Genomic DNA, 5,413 nt, shown 5'->3' with positions numbered 1-5,413 from the left:
CGCTAACGACCAGCGAACCTCTTGTATCAGATGAAATGAGAAAGCTGACCCGTCGGATTCTCACCCGAACTGATACACCGCAGTTCAGGACGCCGTCCATACATCAGGTCAGATGAGAACGGACAGCCCGCGCGAATCCGCGATGCGCGAATGTGGGGTTGCGCCGGGGTTCTTTGGTGCCGGGCCGCTACCGCGCCCAGGTGCCTGTTGCGGACGCCGCTCTGCTGAGCGTGCTGAGCGTTCGTTCGCGTAATCACGGCTCCAGTCATCGACTAGTTGACCATGAGGTAATTTATCGGTACTTAAATCCGGTCCTAGATTAGGAGCTGATTACCGGACGTAATATCAGTACCGATGCGCTATGATCGTCGCATGGTGAATATCACGGCGTCGCGTATGTGGACAGTTACTGACGCAAAGCCAAAGCTGAATAGCCTTGTTGCAGAAGCGCAAAGCGGGCAGATGGCGCATATCGTGTCGGGCGCACAGGTGGTCGCACATCTGGTGCCACCTACGACGTGGATCGTTGATGACCCTTTGGTCTTGGAGTTCATGATGAGTGACCACATCGCACGGGAAGCCGCGTGGGCCGCGGCCGACGAGACCCAGTGGCAGGGCGACCATTTCGTCCTGACTCATGCGGGTGATCGTCTAGGGCGTGTCCTGGGTTGGGCCTGGCGGACCGACCCGGAGAAGATTTTTATGCGAGCAGTCGCCGACTACGCGATGTCGCTCGGGGACGCTGCCGATCGAACCATGGACTTCGCCGACGTCTGCGAGGGGCTGGCGCGAAGCCTCGGCGGCGGCGTCCTGGAGCGCAGCGAGATCACTGCGGCACTCAAGTACGCCGAGAAGCACTGGCGCGAGTGGGCCCTACCTCCCGCTGAGGGTCGGGCAACAGCCGCGGAATCGTCGCGGTGACAAAACAATCCGAGGGGCTGTCAGTATGAGAACTTTGCCGCAACCTGCGACTACGCGTGCAGGCCTGTTGCCATGTCACCTCCGGCCATCAGAATGACTGACATGGCCCCGATGGATGCCCAAGCCAGCCCCGACGTTTCCGGCCGTCCGTGGTACGTCGCGGCGTATCAGGGCCGCGACACAGTCAACATCCAGGCGTTCGCGAAGCTGCGGCCGGGACGCCGCCTCACCTCGTTAGCGCGAAATGGGTTCCGCTTGTTTGAGGAGCCGGCCGACATGGTGAACTTCGGCAAGGCCCACGGCTTCATGCCGTGGGAGGTGTGGAAGGTCAGCCCGCTGCGCGTATTGAGCTGCGAGCCCATGCTGCGCCACGAGGCACATCAGATCCGTGCTCGTCAGCTTGAGGTGGTGGAGTGCATGCCGCCCGGCTTCGAGTTCGGGCCCAATGGGCACAACGTGCGTTGGCTCGTCGAGCAGCTGGCCCTGGCTCAAAAGAATCAGCGCGACGACCGGACGCTGGAGCGAGAGTATGGGATCGCCATGACGTTCCTTGAGGATCAGCGTGGCGCCGGTGGCTGGCTGCACGACGCCCGAGTATCACTCGCCTTTACCTACCTGGACAGCCTGACATCGGGCTCTTCGACGGGCCCCCTCGGCCGATGGAGACGCCACGGAGTTGGGAAACTGCCGGCGCACACCCTGATCGAGGCGGCCGTTGCCGGTTTGCCGATCCCGAAGGCGATCACCAAGCATTGGGGTCTGGATCAGGACGCGCGTTCTTGGACTGCCAATGGTTGAATCGGCGCCGGGCAAGCCTTGGCGCACCTACTAGGAATGCTTGCGCGGGAACGTCCGGATCGGTTGTTGACCGTCTCTGGGGGTGACGAGCACGGGGTCTGCATTCGTCATTGAGGTTGTCGATGTCACCGGTGCGGTGGCTGTCGGGTTGATCTTGTTCGTGTGCACCGTCAGTGTGACGAGGAACTGGTGGGTGCGCGGCACCCCGCTGAAGTCTTGGCGGCCTTGGCGGGGTGCCGCGCTGTAGTGCTCGGAGGCACTGATGGTGACGGTAGAGGCTGATCCTGTCCACGTCGAGTCCCGTCTGGCGGGCGGGGTGATCGCCTGCCCGGCCTGCGGCGAGGGCGTGCTCGCTGGCTGGGGGTATGCCCGGTCCCGCGACGTCGAGGGACTCGATGGCCCGGTGCGGCCGCGGCGGGCCCGGTGCCGGTCGTGTTTGGTCACTCATGTGCTGTTGCCGGTGACGATGCTGCTGCGCAGAGCGTATGGGGGCGAACGGATTTGGACGGCGCTGTCGGCGCGTGCCCGGGGGGTGGGGCATCGCCGAATCGCGATCGATCTGAAGGTGCCGGCGGCCACGGTGCGGGGCTGGCTGCGGCGGGCCGGCCAGCGGCTGGACGCGATCCGGGCGTGGTTCATCACGGTCGCGGTGCGCACCGGGATCGATGTGGGGATCCCGGACGGCTTGGGCTGCCCGTGGCGTGATGTGCAGGCCGCGGTCACCGCGGCGGCTACGGCGATCCGGCAACGGTTCGGGCCGACCGGGTTGCTGAGCACGGTGACGCCGGCGCAGGTGGTGGTGACCCTCAGCGGTGGCCGGTTGTTGGCGCCAGGGTGGCCCCGGGTGGCAGCGAGGGGGTCGGGCAACACCAGTTGCCCCTGACGCCAACTGTGGTGATCGGTGATCCTCGCCAAGGCACCTGCCCGACAAACGGTTTCGGGTAGGGCTGTCGAGCATGCGAGGAGTGCACTGCGGTGTCGTTGGAAGAGCACAAGCGTCGGGAACGGGCCCAAGCCATCGGGTTGTTCCGGTATCAGTTGATCTGCCCCGCGCTGGAGGCCGGGTTATCGAGCAAGCAGCGCGGCAGGCTGGTCCGCGAGATCGCCGAACGCCGCCATATCGACCCGTTCGGCGCCCAGGTGCAGATCGCACGGGCCACGCTGGATCGCTGGATTCGTCGCTACCGCGCCGGCGGGTTCGAAGCGTTGGTGCCCGAGCCGCGCCGCCTGGCGACCCGCACCGACGCCCAGGTGCTGGAGCTGGCGGCCTCGCTGAAACGGGAGAACCCGTCACGCACCGCTGCGCAGGTGGCCCGGATCTTGCGCACAGCCACCGGATGGGCACCCTCGGAGTCCACGCTGCTGCGCCATTTCCACCGCTGCGAACTGATGGGCCCGGCCGCCGGTCACACCGGTGAGGTGTTCGGCCGGTTCGAAGCCGCCGACCCGAATGAGCTGTGGGTCGGCGATGCCCTGCACGGCCCGCGGGTCGGAGACCGCAAAACTTATCTGTTCTCCTTCCTCGACGATCATTCCCGGCTGGTGGTCGGGCACCGGTTCGGGTTCGCCGAAGACACCGTGCGCCTGGCCGCCGCGTTGAAGCCCGCGCTGGCCGCCCGCGGCGTGCCGGCCGGGATCTATGTCGATAACGGGTCGGCGTTCGTCGATGCGTGGCTGCTGCGGGCGTGCGCGAAACTGGGGATCCGGCTGGTGCACTCGGCACCGGGGCGCCCGCAGGGCCGCGGCAAGATCGAACGGTTCTTCCGCACTGTGCGTGAGCAGTTCCTCGTCGAGGTCACCGACACCAGCAGCGAGGACCTCGCCGCCGCCGGAGTCGACCACGCCACCGCGCTGCTGGAGCTCAACCGGCTGTTCATGGCCTGGGTCGAGACCGAATATCATCGCCGAACCCATTCTGAGACCGGGCAGTCCCCGCTGGCCCGCTGGGACGCCGGCTTCGACCGCCTCGGCGGCACACTGGTGTTACCGACCGCGGCGGATCTGACCGAAGCGTTCCTGTGGTCGGAGTTTCGGGTGGTGACCAAGACCGCCACCGTGTCGTTGCATGCCAACACCTACCGGGTCGACCCCGCCCTGGCCGGGCGCCGCGTGGAACTGGTGTTTAGCCCGTTCGACCTGCAGGCCATCGAGGTCCGCCACCAGGACAGAAGCTACGGCCAAGCCCTCGCCCACACGATCACCCGTCATGCTCACCCCAAAGCCCGACCCGAGACTGGCGGTGACTCACCGCCGGCGGCGACGGGCATCGACTATCTGGCGTTGACTGCCGCGGCCCACCACGCCCACCTGCGCGATGACGAACGCATCGGCTACCACGCCCTCTACGGCTCCGGCACCCCCGGTGATCACGAACAGATGCCCGGTCAGCTCGCATTGCCGAACCTCGATCACCAGGATGGGGTGTCGGCGTGAGTATTCAACGGCTGCAATCCCATTGGGGCTTCACCCGGATGCCGTTCGGCCGCGACCTGGCCCCCTCGATGTTGCACCGCCACCCCGGCCACAGCGAAGCGATCGCCCGGATCTCCTGGTGTGTGGACCAGTGCGCCATCGGCGTCATCACCGGGGAAGTCGGTGCCGGTAAGACCGTGGCCATCCGGGCCGCGGCGACCGCGCTGGACCCCGCCCGCCATGTCATCATCTACCTGGCCAACCCCACCATCGGGGTGCGCGGCATGCTCACCCACATCGTGGCCGCCCTCGGGCACACCCCGGTCTTTCACACCGCCCGACTGGCGCCCCAGGCCGCTGACGCGCTGGCCGCCGAGCATGCCGAACGCGGCCGCAACCCGGTGCTGGTCGTCGACGAGGCCCACCTGCTCGACAACGGTCAACTCGAAGCGATCCGGCTGCTGACCAACCACGACATGGACTCCGGATCCCCCTTCGCCGTCGTGCTGGTCGGCCAACCCACCCTCCGGCACCGGCTCCGACTGGGTGTTTTGGCCGCGTTGGATCAGCGCATCGCGGTGCGCTACACCCTGCCCGGGATGACCCCGGCCGACACCGCCGACTACATCAACCACCACACCAAGATCGCCGGCCGCTCCGATGTGCTGTTCGCCGACGATGCGATCACCTTGATCCACAACGCCTCGCGCGGGCACCCCCGCGCGGTGAACAACCTCGCCCTGCACGCCCTGACCGCCGCGTTCGCCGCCGGTCATTCCATCGTCGGAGAGAAAGCAGCACGCATCGCGATCAGCGAAACAGCAACAGACTGAACCCGATCCGCGTCACCGCAACGACCACCGCGTCACCGCGGCCAAGATACCGTCACCGAGAACACCACGGCCCCGCTCACCACACCGAGCGGGGCCGTTCTCATAACCAATTCATCACCAACACCGATGACGCCGACATCCTCAATCAGAGCGACGCGCAACATCGGTAGTCGTCCTCGGCGGCGGACGGGCCTGGAGTCCGACCTAGCTGTACTGACCTGAGAGGTTAGGTACGCGGCTGGCTGGTGCTTGACCGCCGAGTGCTGTGTGGCCGCGGTGGTGATTATAGGTGTGCAACCAGCGCGGGTATTCGTCGCAGCGTTGCGCGTCGCTGGTGTAGAGCCGCGCATAGGCCCACTCGTCGGCCAGAGTGCGATGGAAGCGCTCCACCTTGCCGTTGGTCTGCGGCCGGTAGGGCCGAGTGCGACGATGCTCGATATCGCCGAGGG

The 5,413-nt window shown here is 66.3% G+C and carries 6 protein-coding genes; 5 read left to right on the top strand and 1 reads right to left on the bottom strand.

All coding sequences use genetic code 11. The features are described 5' to 3' along the window. Nucleotides 1-372 precede the first annotated feature (372 nt). From ACTWP6_RS29740 to ACTWP6_RS29720, 5 genes are all read left to right on the top strand, one after another. The gene (locus ACTWP6_RS29740; RefSeq protein ID WP_146764792.1) at nucleotides 373-921 is read left to right on the top strand and encodes a hypothetical protein; all 549 of its coding nucleotides are present in this window, start codon (nucleotides 373-375) and stop codon (nucleotides 919-921) included. Between the two features lie 102 nt (nucleotides 922-1,023). Continuing rightward, nucleotides 1,024-1,719, top strand: coding sequence for a hypothetical protein (locus ACTWP6_RS29735; RefSeq protein WP_237674066.1), 696 nt, complete (start codon nucleotides 1,024-1,026; stop codon nucleotides 1,717-1,719). Nucleotides 1,720-1,981: 262 nt separating this feature from the next. Continuing rightward, the gene (locus tag ACTWP6_RS29730) at nucleotides 1,982-2,602 is read left to right on the top strand and encodes a helix-turn-helix domain-containing protein (RefSeq protein ID WP_443189580.1); all 621 of its coding nucleotides are present in this window, start codon (nucleotides 1,982-1,984) and stop codon (nucleotides 2,600-2,602) included. 92 nt (nucleotides 2,603-2,694) lie between these two features. Beyond that, nucleotides 2,695-4,152, top strand: coding sequence for a DDE-type integrase/transposase/recombinase (locus tag ACTWP6_RS29725; RefSeq protein WP_443189579.1), 1,458 nt, complete (start codon nucleotides 2,695-2,697; stop codon nucleotides 4,150-4,152). Between the two features lie 38 nt (nucleotides 4,153-4,190). After that, a complete protein-coding gene (locus ACTWP6_RS29720; RefSeq protein ID WP_443189581.1) occupies nucleotides 4,191-4,964 on the top strand; it encodes an ExeA family protein in 774 nt (257 codons plus the stop codon). A 204-nt stretch (nucleotides 4,965-5,168) separates the two neighbouring features. Here ACTWP6_RS29720 and ACTWP6_RS29715 read toward each other — a convergent pair. After that, on the bottom strand, nucleotides 5,169-5,413 hold a 245-nt coding region (locus ACTWP6_RS29715), incomplete at its 5' end, for an integrase core domain-containing protein (RefSeq protein ID WP_443189578.1).

It is taken from the genome of Mycobacterium sp. 4D054 (assembly GCF_052245755.1).
In the GTDB taxonomy this organism is placed as follows: Bacteria; Actinomycetota; Actinomycetes; order Mycobacteriales; family Mycobacteriaceae; genus Mycobacterium.
The sequence above is the reverse complement of the archived record's forward strand: the minus strand, read 5'-3'. Positions and strand labels throughout refer to the sequence as shown.

Coding starts and splice junctions, on each gene's coding strand:
- ACTWP6_RS29740 (WP_146764792.1), top strand. CDS start 373: ATGGTGAATATCACGGCGTCGCGTATGTGGACAGTTACTGACGCAAAG.
- ACTWP6_RS29735 (WP_237674066.1), top strand. CDS start 1,024: ATGGCCCCGATGGATGCCCAAGCCAGCCCCGACGTTTCCGGCCGTCCG.
- ACTWP6_RS29730 (WP_443189580.1), top strand. CDS start 1,982: ATGGTGACGGTAGAGGCTGATCCTGTCCACGTCGAGTCCCGTCTGGCG.
- ACTWP6_RS29720 (WP_443189581.1), top strand. CDS start 4,191: ATGCCGTTCGGCCGCGACCTGGCCCCCTCGATGTTGCACCGCCACCCC.